Below are 14,774 nucleotides of genomic sequence, written 5' to 3'. Positions count from 1 at the left end.
CCGGTTCCGTCCGCCGCACGGGCGATTCCCGCTCCCGGCTGTGGCCGGGTCAGAGGGAGCGCAGCAGGTCGGCGAGCACTCGTCGACCGAACTCCAGCGCGTCGAGCGGCACTCGCTCGTCGACGCCGTGGAACATGCCGGTGAAGTCGAGGTCGGCGGGGAGCTTGAGGGGCGCGAAGCCGTAGCCCGCGATCCCGAGGGTCGAGAGCGCCTTGTTGTCCGTGCCCGCGCCCAGGAGGTAGGGCAGGACGGGGACTCCCGGGTCGTGCCGGCCGAGCGCCGCGACCATCTGTTCGACCAGGTCCCCGGCGAACGGGATCTCGAGGCCGATGTCGCGGAAGAACATCTCGATCTCGATGTCGTCGCCGACGATCCGCTGGATCTCGGCGAGCACGGCGTCCTCGGTACCGGGCAGGACGCGCACGTCGACGGTGGCCTCGGCGCGGTCGGGAATGACGTTGTGCTTGTAGCCCGCGGTCAGACCGGTCGGGTTCGCGACGGTGCGGTATGTGGAGCGGATGAACGCATCCGCCGGTCCCGTGCAGGACGCCAGCTCGTCCGGATCCGTGCTGGCGCTGCCGGCGAGCTCCGCGATTCCCTCGAGAAGCGCGCGCGTCGTGTCCGTGAGTTCGACGGGCCAGCGGGTTTCCCCGAGCCGGGCGATCGCCTCCGCGAGTCGCGTGACGGCGTTGTCGGGGTGGACGCGGCTGCCGTGGCCGGCGCGGCCGCGCGCGACGAGCCGGATCCACATCAGGGCCTTCTCCCCCACCTGCAGCAGATACGCGCGCCGTCCGCCGACGGCGATCGAGTAGCCACCGACCTCGCTGATGGCCTCGGTGGCGCCCGCGAACCACTCCGGCCGATCGCGCACGACGCGCTGCGATCCGTCGACCCCGCCGTTCTCCTCGTCCGCGAAGAACGCCAGCACCAGGTCCCGCTCAGGCTGTTCGCCCGCCCGGAGCAGATCCGCGACCGCGGTCAGGATCATCGCGTCCATGTTCTTCATGTCCACGGCGCCGCGTCCCCAGAGCATGCCGTCGCGGATGACCCCGGCGAACGGGTCGACCGACCAGTCCTCGGCGACGGCGGGCACGACGTCGAGGTGCCCGTGCAGCACGAGGGCGGGGCGGCTCGGGTCGCGGCCCGGAACGCGGGCGGCGACGTTGGTCCGGCGGGGAGCCGGCTCGTAGTACTCGGGCCGCAGGCCGAGCGCCTCCAGGTACGCCCCGACGTACTCGGCCGCCTCGCGCTCGCCCTCGGAGCGCCCGGCGCCCCAGTTCGTGGTGTCGAACCGGATCAGGTCTCGCGCGACGCGCACGACCTCGGGCACTTCCGTCTCGGGGGTGGGCATGGCTCCACCGTACCCGTGCGCCGCGGACGCCTGCGGCCCGCCCTCGCGCCCCAACGGGAACGACCCCCGGCCTGGAACGTGAATCCCAGGTCGGGGGTCATTCTTCGGTCTGAGTGAGGGGGGCTTCAACTGCCACGTCACCCCGACCATGCAGCGCTCCGCCGTAGACCGCTTCGCCGCCCACCTCGGCAACGCTTAGCGAGGCTTCGGCACCGAGGCCGTGAGCGGGAAGGGCACTACGGCGCGTTCGCACAGCCGCCTATAGGCCCTCGCCATGTAGACCGCGTAGCAGAGTGTCGCAACAGCACCGCCGATACCCGCGACGGCGAAGACCACCAGCCATGACACCTGCGGATCAAGAGCGAGCACCCCGGCAATGATCGCCCCGACCATCGCGACCGGGCCAAGCACATAGTCGATCCTGCGCCCGAGGATGCGGGCCATCGGCACGAAGTGCGCACCGATCACGAACACCATCAGCGGCAGCACCCACCGGCCCTCCCCGAACGCGAGCAAGATGATCGAGCCGAGCATCCAGATCGGATGCGTCACGCTGTTGAGCAGCCCCATTGTCTTTCCGAGCCGCTGATCCTCATCGTTGCGGTTGTTCGGGAAGGATGAAGCGTGGCGAATCTGCGCGACGCCTCGCGCGATAAAGACCGCCGCGAGAACGACGACGAGCGCGAACACCCCGGACCCGGCGTAGCCCCAGGCGAACGGCCACCACGCGGCGTAGAAGACGGCGTAAGCGCTCATCATCACCGGGAAGAACGCTATGCCACGAGCCGCAGAACCGAACCACTCGGGGGCTTGCGTCGTGCTGTTCTGCTCCAGTGACGCCATGCGCCCATTCTCCCAGACCGCACATGCGGAGCAGATGCACTCAACAGATCGGCTCCTGGTTCCGGCTACTTGTCGCTCGCTCCCGCCCCAGTCAGGAAGGCTCTCAGCGCGCGTGAGAACTCCTCGGGAGCCGGCACATGCCACTGATGGCCCGCTCCGGGGATGATGTGCAGCTGTGCGTCGCGGATGCCTCGCGCAAGCTGCCGGGCTGCCGGCCTCCGTCGAACACAACGACCGCCACGCCCTCGAAGCCTGACGGCACCAAGGCTCCGCAGAACGCTGAGCACCTCTTCTAGCACTTCCAGCGAAAACGGCCCCTGACCTGGGAACTGAATCCCAGGCCAGGGGCTATTTCATTCGCGTGCGCGAGGGGGGACTTGAACCCCCACGCCCTAATACGGGCACTAGCACCTCAAGCTAGCGCGTCTACCTATTCCGCCACCCGCGCAACTGGGTGTCCGGTCGATGTGACCGGGGTGTCGGCCTCACCGGCCGAAGTAAGACATTACCACGATCGGCACTCGCCAACGAATCCGACCCGGGCCGGGCGCGTCCCGGGCGCCGCGCCCCGTCGCGCCTCTCGGCGGATCCGGCGACCGCGCCCGTGCTAGGAGACCGAGACGCCGAACAGGAGGCCGAGCATGTACGTCAGGGCGGCCGCGCCGTATCCGATCGCGAGCTGGCGCAGGGCGCGCTTGAGGGGCGGCGCACCCGAGAGCAGGCCGACGGTCGCTCCCGTGCCGAGGAGCGCGATGCCCACGAGGGCCAGCGCCACCACGACGGCCGCCGGACCCGTGAGCCCGAAGATCCACGGCAGCACGGGGATGATCGCCCCGCTCGCGAAGAACAGGAAGCTCGACCCGGCGGCGCGCCAGGCCCCGCCGACGACCTCGTAGGCGTCGGGGCCCGCGATGCGGGCGGGCATGCGTCCTGCGTGCGCCTCCGCGATGACGCGCCGGGCCCGAGCCACGGCCTCCTCCTCACCCATGCCCCTCGCGCGGTAGACGAGCGCCAGCTCGTTGGAGTCGATGTCGAGGTCGGGCAGCGCCTCGTCGCCGAGCGAGCCGGGCTCGGTCGCGTCCAGCAGCTCGCGCTGGGATCGGACCGACACGAACTCGCCCGCCGCCATCGACAGGGCACCCGCCAGCAGGCCGGCGATACCGCTGAACAGCACGAAGTGGGGCGCGACGCCCGTGGCGCCGATGCCGAGCACGAGCGCGAGGTTCGACACGAGCCCGTCGTTCGCGCCGAACACGGCCGCGCGGAACGTGCCCGACAGCCGCCGCCGCCCGCGGGCCGCGAGACCGCGCACGACCTCGTGGTGGATCTTCTCGTCGGCCCGCATCGCGGCCGTCGCGCGCTTCTCGTCGTCGTACGGCGAACGGGCCTCGGCGTTCTGCGCGAGCGCCAGCACGAAGATCGATCCGAAGCGTCCGGCCATCCAGCCGAGCATCCGCGTGCGCAGGCCGGCGCGCGGCATGCGCGCGGGTTCACCGCCCAGCAGCGCCAGCCAGTGCGCCTCATGGCGGCCCTCGGCCTCCGCGAGCTGCTCGAGGATCGCCCGCTCCTCCCCCCGTTTCGAGGCGGCCAGGCGACGATACACGTGCGCCTCCGCACGCTCGTCCGCCAGGTACTGCGCCCAGCGGCGGCGCTCGGCGCTCGTGCCCTGCTGTGGTTCGGGCTCTGAACCGCGCGGCTCGTGGTGGCCGGATTCGGACGCGCTCAAGCGACCTCCAGGGAGGAAGGGAAAGGGTTCCCTGCCACGCTACCGACGCCCCGCCGATCGCCGCGCCCGAGGGCCCGGATTGACAGCATTTCGGCCCACCGCAGGACGGAGGGCGGCCGTCTCAGCCGGGAGGCCGTCCCGATGTGGTCCGCCCTACGAGCCCGATACGGGAAGCACGCGACGCTCGAAGACGAGTTCCGCGGCCCCCACGAGCATGAGCGACGAGCGCAGGCTCGCACGCTCCAGGCGCACCGACCGCGCCTCCCCGCCGAGCGGGCGCAGCCGCACCGCTTCGGTGAGGCGTTCCCTGCTCACCGACAGCAGGTTGCCCAGGTAGCCGGACAGCACCACGAGGTCGGGGCTGAAGAGATTGACGAAGTTGGTGAGGGCCTCCGAGAGCAGCTCGGCCTGGCGCGCGACCTCCCGCAGCAGGGCGGGGTCGCGGGAAAGCCCGAGCGCGATGTCGAGCTCGTCCTCGTCGATGTGGTGTCGCCCGAGGAACGGCAGCAGATGCCGCGGGTTCACCTCGGTCTCGAGGCACCCCCGGCGGCCGCAGTAGCACCGGCTCCCCTGCGAATCCACCAGCGTGTGTCCGATCTCCCCCGCGAAGCCCTCCGTGCCGTTGAGCACTTCGCCGTTGATGATGACTCCGCCGCCGATCCCCTTCGCGGTGCCGTTCGCGAACACCATGTTGCGCACGCCGCGGCCCGCACCGAACACCGCCTCGGCCTTGGCGCCGATGCTCGCATCGTTCGCGGCGACGACCTCGTCCCCCAGCGCCCTGCCGAGCGCCTCGGCGATCCCCTCGTTCCGCCAGCCGAGATGCGGCGCCATGAGCACCTTGCCCGTGCGCGAACGGACGAGCCCCGGCACGGCGACTCCGGCTCCGACGATGCGGTGATCGCGCTCCAGGTCGGGACGCATGCCCTCGACGATCGACCGCACGATCCGCACGGTGTCACGCGCGGAAGCCGGCGCCAGAGTGTCGTAGCGGACGCGCCGCAGCACCTCGCCCCCGAGCCCGACGACACCGACCGTGATGGCGTCCACCTCGGGGTGCACGGCGATCGCGGCGACCTCCGGATTCGCCTCCAGCTTCACCGCGGGGCGCCCCACCCTCCCGACGCCCGAACGGCTCTGCCCCTCGCGCGCCAGGCCGAGCTCGATGAGCTCCGCCGTCAGCACCGTCATCGTGGACCGCGTCAGCCCCGTCCGCCGCACCAGTTCGGCCCGCGAGTGCGGTCCGTCGTGGTGCAGCATCGTGAGCACCGCCGACAGGTTGCCCTGCCGCACGAGCGCGTTCGTCGACGGGGCGCTGGGCGACGGGCCGGCTTCGGCCGAGGCCGCGACGTCGCCGGCGTCCTCGGTCGTCGTCGTCACGTCGGCGCTACGCTCCGGATCTCGGGCAAGGGGGTTCGGTTTCTTCCGGACGATGCTACCGGGCCGCCCCTCGCTTCTTGTTGAAGATGTCGAACGCCACGGCCGCGAGCAGCACGAGCCCCTTGATGGCCATCTGCCACGCGGCGTCGACCGAGAGGATCGACAGGCCCATGTTCAGCACGCCCATGACCAGGCCGCCGATGACCGCGCCGATGACCGTCCCGACGCCTCCCGTCACCGCGGCGCCGCCGATGAAGACGGCCGCGATCGCGTCGAGCTCGAACTGCTGGCCGGCGCTCGCGACCGCGCTTCCCGCGCGCGCCGTGCTCACGACGCCGGCGAGGCCGGCGAGCAGCCCCATGTTGACGAAGACGAAGAAGTCCACCCACTTCGTCTTCACGCCGCTCATGATCGCCGCGAAGCGGTTCCCGCCCATCGCGTAGACGTGCCGCCCGAACACCGTGCGGTTCAGCACGAACGTGTAGACGAGGATGAGGACGGCGAGGATGAGGAGGATGATCGGCGTCCCGCTGTAACCGGCCAGCAGCCACGACAGCGCGAGGATCCCCGCCCCCGCGAGCACCGTCTTCGCCCAGAAGCTCGTCGCGCTCTCGCGCGGCAGTTCCAGACGGCGCAGCGTCGCGCGCGTGCGCAGCTGCTGCGCGACGAGTCCCGCGACCGCGATGAGGCCGATCAGCAGCGTGAGCCCGTCCCTGCCGTCCGCGACGTCACCGAAGCCCGGCAGCCAGCCTGCGCCGATCGCGGTGAAGTCGCGCGGGAGCCCGCCGATGGTCCCACCCGTGAGGAGGACGAGGGTGAGTCCTCGGAAGAGGAGCATGCCGGCGAGGGTCACGATGAACGCCGGAATCCCCACGAAGGCGACCCAGAACCCCTGCCAGGCGCCGACGATCGCCCCCACCACGAGAGCCAGGAGCACCGCGGCCCAGACCGGCCAGCCCCAGTGCATCATCGCGATTGCGGTGATCGCGCCCACCATCGCGACGATGGATCCGACCGAGAGGTCGATGTGACCGGCGATGATCACCATGACCATCCCGATCGCGAGGATCAGCACGTACGCGTTCTGCTGGATGAGGTTGTTGACGTTGCCCGGCATCAGCAGCCGGCCGTTCGTGAGCACCTGGAAGAGGACGACGATGATGACCAGCGCGGCGAGGATGCCGTACTGGCGCAGGTTGATCGACAGCTTCGGCAGGCGCCGGCGAGCCGGGGTCGAGGCGGTGCTCACGGTGTTCCGTTCCTTCCCATGGTCATGTAGTGCATGAGCGTCTCCTGGTCGGCGTCCTCCCGGGCCACTTCGCCCGTGATGCGCCCCTCGGAGATGGCGTAGATCCGGTCGGAGAGCCCGATGACCTCGGGCAGCTCGGAGGAGATGACGATGATCGCCTTCCCCTGGGTCGCCAGCTCGTTGATGATTCCGTAGATCTCGTACTTCGCGCCCACGTCGATGCCCCGCGTCGGCTCGTCGAGGATGAGCACATCGGGCCCGGAGAAGACCCACTTGCTGAGGACGACCTTCTGCTGGTTTCCGCCGGACAGCTGCCCCGTGAGCGCCGACACGCTCGGCGCCTTGATGTTCATCTTGTGGCGGTAGCTGTCGGCCACCTTGTACTCGCGGTGGCGGTCGACGACGCCGAGCCTCGCGAGTCGTCCCAGCGCCGCAGCCGACACGTTCCCCGTGATGTCGCCGATCAGGTTCAGGCCGTACCGCTTGCGGTCCTCCGTCGCATACGCGAGGCCGGTGCGGATCGCCTCATCGACCGTGCGGAGGGACACCTCCCTTCCCGACTTGTACGCGCGCCCGCTGATGCCCGTTCCGTACGAGCGGCCGAACAGGCTCATCGCGAGCTCCGTCCGCCCGGCCCCCATGAGGCCCGCGAAGCCGACGACCTCGCCGGCTCGCACGTGGAAGCTCACGTCGTCGACCACGCGACGGCCGGGATCCAGGGGGTGATGCACCGTCCAGTTCTCGACGCGGAAGAGCTCCTCGCCGATCTGCGGCTCTCGGGGCGGGAACATGGTGTGCAGCTCCCGGCCGACCATCGCGCGGATGATCCGCGCCTCCGTCGCATCCGCTCGCGGCATGGTCTCGATCGTCCGCCCGTCGCGGATCACGGTGATCGCGTCGGCGATCCGCATGACCTCGCCGAGCTTGTGCGAGATGATGATGCACGTGATCCCCTGCCCGCGCAGATGAGCGATCAGGTCGAGCAGGTGGCTCGAGTCCTCATCGTTGAGCGCAGCGGTCGGCTCGTCCAGGATGAGGAGCTTCACGCGCTTGGACAGTGCCTTCGCGATCTCCACGAGCTGCTGCTTGCCCACGCCCAGGTCCGAGATCCTCGTCGCGGGGTTCTCGTCGAGGCCGACGCGCGCAAGCAGCTTCGCGGCCTCCTGGTTGGTCTTGTTCCAGTCGATCACGCCGCCACGGGCGACCTCGTTACCGAGAAAGATGTTCTCCGCGACCGAGAGGTAGGGGCTGAGGGCCAGCTCCTGGTGGATGATGACGATGCCCTCGGCCTCGCTGTCGTTGATGCTCTTGAAGGCCACGGGACGACCCTCGAACTCGATCGTGCCGCGGAAGCTGCCGGCGGGGTGCACACCGCTGAGCACCTTCATCAGCGTCGACTTGCCCGCACCGTTCTCGCCGCAGATGGCGTGCACCTCGCCGCGCCGCACCTCGAGGGAGACGCCGTCGAGCGCCTTCACACCGCCGCCGAACTCCTTCGTGATGGACTCCATCCGGAGGATGAGGTTCTCGCTCATCCGCCCTCCATTCGTCGCGTCATTGCCAAGAGGGGAGCCGGCGGGTGCCGGCGCGCCTGGGCGCCGGCACCCGCTCGATTCACAGGCCCAGGTCCTCGGCGGGGATGAAGCCCGAGTCCACGAGCTTCTCCTCCACCTGGTCGGCCGTGACCACCTCGGGATCGAGCAGGTAGGACGGGACGACCTTGACGCCGTTGTCGTACGTCTCGGTGTCGTTGATCTCCGGCTCCTCCCCGTTCAGGATCGACTGGATCATCTCGAACACCTGCTGTCCCAGCGCGCGCGTGTCCTTCCACACCGTCATGGACTGCTCGCCGGCGAGGATCGCCTGCACGTTGGCGACGTCGGCATCCTGCCCCGTCAACAGGGGCCAGTCCGCGTCGGGCTCGTAGCCGGCGGAGCGGAGGGACGCCTGGATGCCGAGCGCGAGGCTGTCGTTCGGCGACAGCACGACGTCGACGCGCTCTCCACCCGTGTAGAACGACGTGAGGCGGTTGTCCATCTCCGCCTGCGCCGTGTCGGAGGACCAGCCGGGGATGCCGATGCTCGCCCAGTCGGCCGACGAGGCCGGCTGCTTGCCGCTCGGAACGACGAGCTGGCCGCTCTCGATGTAGGGCAGGAGCAGGTCCCAGGCCCCGCCGAAGAAGAAGGCGGCGTTGTTGTCGTCGGGGCTGCCCGCGAACGGCTCCAGGTTGAACGGGCCCTCGCCGCCGTCGAGACCCAGCTCGTCGATGATGAACTGGCCCTGCAGCTGGCCGACGCGCTCGTTGTCGAACGTCGCGTAGTAGTCGACGTGCTCGGTGCCGTTGATGAGGCGGTCGTAGGCGATGACGGTGGCGTCCTGGCCCGCCGCCTCCTCGAGCACGGGGCCGAGGGCCTCGCCGTCGATCGCCGCGATGACCAGGACCTTCGCGCCGCTCGCGATCTGGTTCTGGATCTGGCTGATCTGCTGGTTCACCTGGTTGTCCGCGTACTGCAGGTCGGTCGTGCAGCCCGCGTCGTCGAGCAGCGCCTTCAGCTGTTCGCCGTCGTTGATCCACCGTTCGAGCGAGCGCGTGGGCATCGAGATGCCGACGTTGCAGTCGGCGAGGCCGTCACCGCCTGCGCCGCCCTGCCCGCCGCCGCAGGCGGTCAGGCCGAGCGCCAGAGCGGCACCGGCCGCGAGGACGAGGGTCTTGCGTGGGGACATGATGCGTTTCCTCTCTGAAATGCAACGGGTGTGCCGTGCCGCCGACGACCTGACGGGTTCTCCGCCGCCGGCACCGGCGAGGAGGCGATCACAGCGACCTCCTCGTCCGCCGGACAATCACAAATATGTCGACTCCGCGAACATATCGCAGGACACGGCATCGCACCATAGTCCGCGGGGATGTGACGGCGAACGCGCGTCGTACAGCGCCATCCGCCGCCGCCGAGGCGCCCCGGCCGACTCCCGGCGGCGCCGGGTCCGCGACCGGCGAAGCGCCTTCCGACGTCCCCGCGGACAGAATGGCTACGCCGGCCCGTGCAACTCACATGCTTCGGGCGCGGCGTCCGCGCGGCTCAGGAACGGACGCGTTTGCGCAGCAGGTCGATCCGCGCCTGCAGCTGCGCGACCGTCGCCTTCGCCACCTCGGGGCCGCCGCACCGCCGCCGCAGCTCGGCGTGGATGACGCCGTGCGGCTCGCCGGTCTGGCGTGCGTAGACGCCGACGAGGCTGTTGAGCAGCTGCCGCTGCTCGCGCAGGGTGCGGTGCAGGGGCGGTGGCAGGGTCGCGACCGGCTCCGCCTCGCCCGAGCTCTCGCGCGCCTCGCGCGCCTGCCGGTGACGCGACTGACGCGCCTGGCGCTGCATCAGCAGCTCGTGCACGTGCTCCGGTTCCAGCAGGCCCGGAAGCCCGATGAACTCCTGCTCCTCCTCCGTGCCCGGCACGGCGAGCTCGCCGAACTCCTTGCCGTCGAACACGACCCGGTCGAAGTGAGCCACCGAGCCGAGCGCCTGGAACGAGAACTCCTCGGTGAGGGCGTCGGACGCCTTCTCCTCGCGCTCGGCGGCCTCGAGCAGGCTGTCGTCCAGCCCGTCCTCGTCCTTCTCGCCCCGGCCGAGCACGTGGTCCCGCTGCCGTTCCATCTCGCTCGCGAGGCCCATCAGGACCGGCACGTGCGGGAGGAACACGCTCGCCGCCTCTCCGCGACGGCGTGCGCGCACGAATCGGCCGATCGCCTGCGCGAAGAACAGCGGCGTCGACGAGGAGGTCGCATACACGCCCACGGCCAGGCGAGGCACGTCCACGCCCTCCGAGACCATGCGCACCGCGACCATCCAGCGCGAGTCGCTCTGCGAGAACCGCTCGATGCGCTGCGAGGCCTCCGCGTCGTCCGAGAGGACGACCGTGGCGCGTTGACCGGTGATGCCGTGCAGCAGCTTCGCGTAGGCGCGCGCCGCGGTCTGGTCCGTCGCCAGGACGAGCCCGCCCGCGTCGGGCACGTGGTGCCGGATCTCGGAGAGCCGCTGATCCGCCGAGCGCAGGACCGCGGGCATCCACTCGCCCTGCGGATCCAGCGCCGTGCGCCAGGCCTGGGAGGTCACGTCCTTGAGATTGTCCTGCCCCAGGTGCGCCTCGAGCTCGTCGCCCGCGCGCGTTCGCCACTTCATGTGCCCCGAGTACACGTGGAAGAGCACGGGCCGGACAACGCCGTCCGCGAGCGCGCGGTCATAGCCGTACGCGTAGTCGGTCACCGACGTGCGGAATCCGCGCTCGTCGGGCGCGTACTCGACGAACGGGATGGGGGCGTCGTCGCTGCGGAAGGGCGTGCCGCTCAGGAGCAGCCGGCGTTTGGCCGGCGCGTACGCCTCGCGGAGCGCGTCGCCCCAGCTGAGCGCCTCGCCGCCGTGGTGCACCTCGTCGAGGATGACGAGCGTGCGACCGCCCTCCGTGAGGGCGCGGTGCACGGACGCCTTCACCGCGACCTGCGCGTACGTGACCACGACGCCGTGGTACTGACGGGAGAACGTCGTGTGGCTGTTTCGGAAGGCCGGGTCGAGGCGGATGTGCGCGCGGGCGGCGGCATCGGCCCACTGCGTCTTGAGGTGCTCGGTGGGGGCGACGACGATCACGCGATCGACCTCACCCGCACGCAGGAGCTCACCCGCCAGCGTGAGCGCGAACGTCGTCTTGCCGGCCCCGGGGGTCGCCGCGACGAGGAAGTCGCGCTTGCCGGCCGCGAAGTACGCGTCGAGGGCCTCCTGCTGCCAGGCGCGGAGCTTGCCGGCGGTCCCCCAGGGCGCTCTCTGCGGATAGGACGGTGACAGCATGGGGTTCCCAGGGTAATCGCCCCCGGCGACATCCGCCGCTGCCCTCCGCGGCGGATCTCCCCCCGGAGACGGATCCGCCAAAGGCGCGCAGGTCGTAGTCTGCTGGGCGTCCCTGCCGAGTTCCGCTGGAGGAAGCGATGACTGCCGAGATCCCCCGCTCGCCGTTCGTCCCCAACGAGGGGCCGCACCCGTGGCGCCGCTTCGTCGCCATCGGCGACTCGTTCACCGAAGGGATCGGCGACCCCGAGCCCGGGTCGCCCGGAGGCCACCGCGGCTGGGCCGACCGCGTCGCGGAGGCGCTCTCGCGGCAGGTCGACGACTTCGCGTACGCGAACCTCGCCGTGCGCGGCAAGCTGATCGCGCAGATCGTCGCGGATCAGGTGCAGCCCGCCCTGGCGCTGCGGCCGGACCTGATCACCTTCTGCGCGGGCGGCAACGACGTCATCCGACCCGGGACGGATCCGGACACGATCGCTCAGCAGTTCGACGACGCGGTCGCGCGGCTGAGCGCGGACGGAGCGACGGTCGTCGTCTTCACGGGCGTGGACGTGGCCTTCTCCCCCGTGTTCCGCCCGTTCCGCGGCAAGATCGCGATCTACAACGAGAACGTGCGCGCGGTGGCGGACAAGTACGACTGCATCGTGGCCGACCAGTGGGCGCTCAAGGCCATCCAGGACCCGCGCTTCTTCGACGACGACCGGCTGCACCTGAACGCCCTGGGTCATCACGAGGTGGCCCGCATGGTGCTGCGCGCGCTCAACGTGCCCAACGATCTCCAGCCCATGCAGCCCGACCCGCTGCCCCCCACGACCTGGCGGGAGGCGCGCCGCGGCGACCTCATCTGGGCCCGCACGCACCTCGTGCCGTGGGTGCTGCGGCGTCTGCGCCACCAGTCCTCCGGAGACACCGTGCGCGCCAAGCGCCCCGAGCCGACGCCCATCCCCCGCTTGTAAGCCCGGCGGGGTCAGCGGCGGGCTCGCTGGCCGCGGCCGACGGCCCACAGCGCCACCGCGCTCGCCGCGGCCACGTTGAGCGAGTCGACGCCGCCCTCCATCGGGATGGTCACGAGCGTGTCGGCGGCGGCGAGAGCACGATGCGAGAGGCCGTCGCCCTCCGCGCCCATCAGGAGCGCAACGCGCTCGGGCGGCGCAGCGGCGAACCCGTCGAGCCCGACCGCGTCGTCCGCGAGCGCGAGCGCGGCGAGGTGTAAGCCCGCCGCGTGCAGCTGCGCTCCGGCACCGTCGGCCCCGTCCCACTCGGGCAGACGCGTCCACGGCACCTGGAACACGGTGCCCATGCTCACGCGCACGCTGCGGCGGTAGAGGGGATCCGCGCACCGGGGCGTGACGAGCACCGCGTCCGCACCGAGGCCCGCAGCGGCCCGGAAGGCGGCCCCGACGTTGGTGTGGTCGACGATGTCCTCGAGCACGACCGCCAGGCGCGCGTCGCGCAGGATGTCCGCGACGGCGGGCAGCGCGGGGCGGTGCATGGCGGCGAGGACGCCCCGGTGCACGGCGTAGCCCGTGACTCCCTCGGCCACCTCGGCGGGCACGAGGTAGACCGGGACGTCCCGGTCGCCCAGGAGCTGCGGGAGCTCGGGCAGCCATCGCTCCTGCGCGAGCACCGAGCGCGGTTCGTGCCCGGCCGCCAGCGCGCGGGCGAGCACCTTGGCGGACTCGGCCATGTAGAGCCCGTGCGCCGGCTCGAGCACGCGGCGCAGCGCGACGTCGGTCAGATCCCGGTAGTCCGCCAGCCGCACGTCCGCGGCGTCCTCGATGCGCTCGATCCTCATCCCTCCAGCATCCCGCACGCGCGGACCCGATCCGCTCGCGCTCCGCACCCCTCCCGCCGGCCACGACTTAGACTCGCTGCGTGCCTCTCGCTCACGACCTCGATGCCGACGCCACGGCCGCGGTCGGACGCGCGATCGAGGCCCTCGCGGGCCTGCGCGTGGCCGTGCTGACGGGAGCCGGGGTCTCGACCGACTCGGGGATCCCGGATTACCGGGGCCAGGGCGCGCCGCGTCGCACCCCCATGACCGCGCAGACCTTCCTGAGCGACGAGGCCGCCCGACGCCGGTACTGGGTCGGCTCGCACCTGGGCTGGCGCGCCTTCTCCGCCGCCACGCCGAACGAGGGGCACACGGCCCTCGCGGCGCTCGAACGGGACGGCATCGTGTCCGGAGTCGTCACACAGAACGTCGACGGCCTGCACGTACGCGCGGGCAGCCACCGCGTGGTGGAGCTGCACGGCACCATGCGCCGGGTCTTCTGCACGCACTGCGGCCAGGTGTTCGACCGGCGCGACATCGCCGAGCGCCTCGAGCGGGACAACCCGTGGATCACCGTGCCGGAGAACGTCAGGCTCGGCCCCGACGGGGACGTGCTCCCCGAGTCCGCGGAGGGCTTCGCCATTCCGGACTGCAGCGTGTGCGGGGGCATGCTCAAGCCGGACGTGGTCTTCTTCGGCGAGTTCATCCCGGCCGAGAAGTTCCGCGAGGCCGAGCAGCTCGTGCGTGACAGCGAGGCCCTGCTGATCGCCGGCTCGTCGCTCGTGGTCAACTCGGGAATCCGGCTGCTGGAGCGTGCGCGCCGGCGCCGGCTGCCGGTCGTGATCGTGAACCGGGGCGACACGCGCGGCGACGGCCGCGCGACGGTCAAGGTCGACGCCGGCGCGACGGAGGTGCTCGCGTCCCTCGCGCACGCTCTGCCCGCCGCACGCTGACGCGGCGCCCTGCCCTTCCCCCGTCGCGGGGCAGCGGCTCCCGGCGAGGACACATGCGACGTGCCCTAGGCTCGCTGGCGTGACGATCCTCGCTCTCGTGCGCCACGGACAGACCGACTGGAACCGCGCCCAGCGCATTCAGGGCCGCACGGATGTGCCCCTCAACGACACCGGCCGCGGCCAGGCGCGCGACGCCGCCGAGCGGCTGCGCGACGGCGGCTACGGCCGCGTGGTCGCGAGCCCGCTCCAGCGCGCGCACGAGACCGCGCGGATCATCGCGGCCGTCCTCGGTCTGGAGGAGCCCGAGACGCACGCGGGTCTGGTCGAGCGCGACTACGGCGACGGCGAGGGCATGATCGTGACCGACTATCGCGAGGCGTACGGCACCGGCCCCGTGCCCGGGGCGGAGGCCCCGGAGCACGTCACGGAGCGCGCGCTCGCCGCGGTCCGCGACATCGCCTCCCGGGACGACGACGTCCCGACCATCGTCGTCGCACACGGCGGCGTCATCCGGGCGCTGCTCACGCACGCCTCGGGCGGCCGCCTGCCGCGCCCGGGCGAGCGCGTCGAGAACGGCGCGAGCAACGTCTTCCGCTTCGTCGACGGCGAGCTCGCCCTCACCGAGCACGTCGAGCTGGTGCCCGCGGAGGCCCGGGGCTGAGCCCGGGCGGC

Annotated in this window: 12 protein-coding genes and 1 tRNA gene; 3 read left to right on the top strand and 10 right to left on the bottom strand. The window is 71.3% G+C overall.

Annotated features, from left to right (window positions below):
- Positions 1–49: 49 nt before the first annotated feature.
- The 9 genes from IEX37_RS01680 to IEX37_RS01640 all read right to left on the bottom strand — a co-directional run bounded on the left by IEX37_RS01680 (position 50) and on the right by IEX37_RS01640 (position 11,378).
- Entirely contained in the window at positions 50–1,351 is a 1,302-nt protein-coding gene (locus IEX37_RS01680) for a M20/M25/M40 family metallo-hydrolase (protein WP_188754506.1), read from the bottom strand.
- Between the two features lie 195 nt (positions 1,352–1,546).
- Complete coding sequence (locus tag IEX37_RS01675) at positions 1,547–2,194, bottom strand: hypothetical protein (protein ID WP_188754505.1); 648 nt, start codon at positions 2,192–2,194, stop codon at positions 1,547–1,549.
- A gap of 362 nt (positions 2,195–2,556) precedes the next feature.
- Positions 2,557–2,642 (bottom strand) — tRNA-Leu (locus IEX37_RS01670).
- Positions 2,643–2,801: 159 nt separating this feature from the next.
- The gene (locus IEX37_RS01665) at positions 2,802–3,824 is read right to left on the bottom strand and encodes a VIT1/CCC1 transporter family protein (RefSeq protein WP_229663026.1); all 1,023 of its coding nucleotides are present in this window, start codon (positions 3,822–3,824) and stop codon (positions 2,802–2,804) included.
- A 249-nt stretch (positions 3,825–4,073) separates the two neighbouring features.
- The gene (locus IEX37_RS01660; protein WP_188754503.1) at positions 4,074–5,300 is read right to left on the bottom strand and encodes an ROK family transcriptional regulator; all 1,227 of its coding nucleotides are present in this window, start codon (positions 5,298–5,300) and stop codon (positions 4,074–4,076) included.
- A gap of 55 nt (positions 5,301–5,355) precedes the next feature.
- Entirely contained in the window at positions 5,356–6,549 is a 1,194-nt protein-coding gene (mmsB, locus tag IEX37_RS01655) for a multiple monosaccharide ABC transporter permease (protein WP_188754502.1), read from the bottom strand.
- Positions 6,546–8,084, bottom strand: coding sequence for a multiple monosaccharide ABC transporter ATP-binding protein (gene mmsA, locus IEX37_RS01650; RefSeq protein WP_188754501.1), 1,539 nt, complete (start codon positions 8,082–8,084; stop codon positions 6,546–6,548). The genes mmsB and mmsA overlap by 4 nt, the downstream gene beginning before the upstream one ends.
- 79 nt (positions 8,085–8,163) lie before the next feature.
- The gene (gene chvE / locus IEX37_RS01645; protein WP_188754500.1) at positions 8,164–9,273 is read right to left on the bottom strand and encodes a multiple monosaccharide ABC transporter substrate-binding protein; all 1,110 of its coding nucleotides are present in this window, start codon (positions 9,271–9,273) and stop codon (positions 8,164–8,166) included.
- A gap of 353 nt (positions 9,274–9,626) precedes the next feature.
- Entirely contained in the window at positions 9,627–11,378 is a 1,752-nt protein-coding gene (locus IEX37_RS01640) for a DEAD/DEAH box helicase (RefSeq protein ID WP_188754499.1), read from the bottom strand.
- A 137-nt stretch (positions 11,379–11,515) separates the two neighbouring features.
- On the opposite strand from IEX37_RS01640, the gene IEX37_RS01635 reads away from it, so the two are divergent.
- Positions 11,516–12,331: an SGNH/GDSL hydrolase family protein gene (locus IEX37_RS01635; protein ID WP_188754498.1), complete on the top strand. Its 816-nt coding sequence runs from the start codon at positions 11,516–11,518 to the stop codon at positions 12,329–12,331.
- An 11-nt stretch (positions 12,332–12,342) separates the two neighbouring features.
- Here IEX37_RS01635 and IEX37_RS01630 read toward each other — a convergent pair whose 3' ends face one another.
- Positions 12,343–13,170: a TrmH family RNA methyltransferase gene (locus IEX37_RS01630; RefSeq protein WP_188754497.1), complete on the bottom strand. Its 828-nt coding sequence runs from the start codon at positions 13,168–13,170 to the stop codon at positions 12,343–12,345.
- A gap of 80 nt (positions 13,171–13,250) precedes the next feature.
- Here IEX37_RS01630 and IEX37_RS01625 point away from each other — a divergent pair, with 80 nt between their 5' ends.
- On the top strand, positions 13,251–14,102 hold the full coding sequence (locus tag IEX37_RS01625; RefSeq protein ID WP_188754496.1) for a Sir2 family NAD-dependent protein deacetylase: 852 nt from the start codon (positions 13,251–13,253) through the stop codon (positions 14,100–14,102).
- 79 nt (positions 14,103–14,181) lie between these two features.
- A complete protein-coding gene (locus IEX37_RS01620) occupies positions 14,182–14,763 on the top strand; it encodes a histidine phosphatase family protein (RefSeq protein WP_188754495.1) in 582 nt (193 codons plus the stop codon).
- Positions 14,764–14,774 lie beyond the last annotated feature (11 nt).

The sequence above is a fragment of the Microbacterium album genome (assembly GCF_014643695.1).
Taxonomy (GTDB): Bacteria; Actinomycetota; Actinomycetes; order Actinomycetales; family Microbacteriaceae; genus Microbacterium; species Microbacterium album.
This window is presented reverse-complemented; position numbering and strand designations above follow the sequence as displayed.